Annotated in this window: 2 protein-coding genes and 1 pseudogene; all 3 read right to left on the reverse strand. The window is 74.3% G+C overall.

Going from position 1 to position 2,515, the window contains the following annotated elements; translation table 11 throughout:
• A pseudogene (locus tag AOK00_RS41040) lies at window positions 1–282 on the reverse strand (hypothetical protein); the annotation flags it as partial.
• The gene (locus AOK00_RS35815) at window positions 279–1,334 is read right to left on the reverse strand and encodes an ABC transporter substrate-binding protein (RefSeq protein ID WP_079042373.1); all 1,056 of its coding nucleotides are present in this window, start codon (window positions 1,332–1,334) and stop codon (window positions 279–281) included. The pseudogene AOK00_RS41040 and the gene AOK00_RS35815, both read right to left, overlap by 4 nt.
• Window positions 1,335–1,392: 58 nt before the next feature.
• On the reverse strand, window positions 1,393–2,418 hold the full coding sequence (locus tag AOK00_RS35820) for an ABC transporter substrate-binding protein (RefSeq protein WP_055604272.1): 1,026 nt from the start codon (window positions 2,416–2,418) through the stop codon (window positions 1,393–1,395).
• Window positions 2,419–2,515 lie beyond the last annotated feature (97 nt).

A 2,515-nucleotide genomic window follows, 5' to 3' on the forward strand; every position in this document is an offset into this window, starting at 1 on the left:
CCACAGCTCACCGACCGCGTCGATGGGCTGGGAGGGCGATGCGAGCACGTCGGGGGTGAGGCCCCCGGTGGCGGAGGAGGTCCACCAGAGGGCGAGGAGGGCGGCCGGGCCGAGGGCGCGGACGGTGAGGGAGTACGTACGGGAGCGGGGGCGGCGGACATGGGGGCGGGGCGTGACCAGTCCGGCGGTGCTGCCGCCGTCCGCGGGTGTCTCCTTCGTGGGCGCGGAAGTGGGCGCGGGGGCGGGCGCGGAGCTGGTGGTGGCGGTGGCCGGGGCCGTCATGACAGCTTCTCGATGTCGATGAGGTGGGCGGCGATGTCGACCTTGTTCGGCGTGACCTTCTGGTCGGCGTAGAACTGGGCGACCGTCTCGAAGCGCTTGATGTCCTCGGGCCGGATCGGGTCGACGGTGCCGCCCTTGCGGGTGAAGGAGATCTGGACCTCCCTGGCCTTGCCGTCGACGGCGGTGGGACCGGCGTCGGTGAAGACGTTCAGATAGGCGGCCGGGTCCTTCCTCTCCTTCACGCTGTTCTCGTGGAGGTAGGTGTAGAGCGCCTTGACGACCTCGGGATGCTCCTTGGCGAAGCCCGAACGAACTGCGTTGAGGCTGTAGTTGTCGGAACCGATGGCGGCGCCGTCGGCGACGAAGTGGGCCTTTTCCGCGCCGATCTCGGCGACGGCGTAGGTGGACCAGACGGCCCAGGCGTCGACCTGGCCGGCATTGAAGACGGCTGCGGTCTGGTCCGGGCGCAGATAGACGCGCTCGACCTTGTCGGCGGGGACGCCGGCCTTGGCGAGGGCCTTGAGGAGCAGGTATTCGCCGGTGCCGCCCTTGTTGACGGCGACCTTGCGGCCGACGAGGTCCTCGACGGAGCCGATGTCCGAGCCCTCGCGGACGAGGATGCCCTCGCCGACGGGGTCGGGGGCCGTGGCGGTGAAGAAGGCGAAGCCGGGGTTCTGGGAGAGGGAGGTGATGCCGGAGGTGATCGAGCCGGTCGCGATGTCGAGCCGGCCGGCGTTCATCGCCTGCGCGGCGGGCGCGAAGGGACCGGCGCTGCCGGTCCACGCCACCTTGGCACCGACCGCGGCGAGCGCCTTGTCGAGGCTCCCGTCCTTCTTGCCACGGGCGAGCACGCCCGCGTTTCCGGGGTCGGGGATGCGGATGGTGACCGTCGCCTTCGCTCCCTTCGGCCCGTTTCCGGCGCCCTGGCCGACGGCCGAATCCGCTGCGGGACTGCCGCCGCAGGCGGTGAGCACGGAGAGGGCGGCGAGGACCGCCGGAGCGACGCGGGTGGTGCGAATGGCGGGCGGGGTGAGGGGGGCGAGTGGGCGCATGACGGTCGTCCTTCGGGATACGGAGGGTGGGCGTGGGGCGTGGTGACGAGGCAGCCGGTCAGGGAATCGGCTGCGGCGACGTCCCCACCGGGGCGGCGGCCGCCCGCCGGCGGGCCTGTCGCAGCGGCTCCGGGTCGGACCAGGCACGTACGTCCACGGCCTCGGGCAGGAAACCGTGGGCCCGCAGCGCCTCCTCCTGCCGGGCGAGCAGGTCGAGGCGGGTGTCGGACAGGTCCGGGTGGAGGGTGCGGTGGGTGCCGGGGCGGTAGGCCCCCGCGACGCCCTCGGCACCCGCACCGGTCTCGGCGCCGAGGATCCGGGCGACCTCGTCCGGCTCGTCGGCGGCCCAGTCGGCGGCGCGGAGCAGGACGGTCAGGAAGCGGGCGACGAGTTCGGGGTGCTCGTCCAGGAGGTCCTGGTGCACGGTGAGGGGACGAGGAGTGCCGTTGTTGACGCGGTGCGCGGGGTCGGGGAGGGCGTCCAGCTCCACGGCCACCTCGGCCCCGGCGCGGCGGGCCGCCTCGACGGCGAGTGCGCCCTTCACGTAGACGGCGTCGACCTCGCCCCGGCGCAGGGCGTCCAGCTCCGCGGCCCACTGACCCCGGTGCCCGTCGGCCGGTACGTCGACGAGGCGCGCGTCGCCGAGCCCGTACCCGGCGGAGGCGAGTGCGCCCTCGAAGCCGCGCAGGGCCATCGCACGCCAGAAGTCGATGGGGACCGGGTGCCGGGGCAGGGCGAGCCGCAGCCCGCGCAGGGCGGCGGCTCCCCGCACCGGGAAACCGGGGGCGACGAGCACCACCTGGCGCTCCTCGATCCAGGTGAGCCCGACGAGCCGGGTCCGCTCGCCGCGTGAACGGGCCCACAGCGCGGGCACGTTGCCGCCCTCGCGGAAGAGGCCGGGCAGCGCGTGGGTGAAGTGGGTGGCGCGGTCGGCGCCGGGCTCGGAGTCCTGGAGGGAGCGGACGGCGATGCCGTCGGGTGCGAACTCCCGCTCTAGCCAGCCACGATCGGCGGCGACGCCGGTGGCGGTGGGCACGGGGCAACGGGTGAACCAGAGCGTGTCGGGCACGCGGGCAGACGTCATGGAGGGGCTTCCCGGGGTGAGGTGGGACGGCGGAGGCGGCGACCGGGCACGAGGCGACGTCGAGCGAGGGCGGGGGCGCGGGCGCGCGGCCGGGCGA

This window comes from Streptomyces aureus (genome assembly GCF_001418135.1).
GTDB classification, from domain to species: Bacteria; Actinomycetota; Actinomycetes; order Streptomycetales; family Streptomycetaceae; genus Streptomyces; species Streptomyces aureus_A.

Bases quoted from the DNA above. Each gene is read 5' to 3' on its own strand.
- AOK00_RS35815 (WP_079042373.1), bottom strand. From the start codon at position 1,334: ATGCGCCCACTCGCCCCCCTCACCCCGCCCGCCATTCGCACCACCCGC.
- AOK00_RS35820 (WP_055604272.1), bottom strand. From the start codon at position 2,418: ATGACGTCTGCCCGCGTGCCCGACACGCTCTGGTTCACCCGTTGCCCC.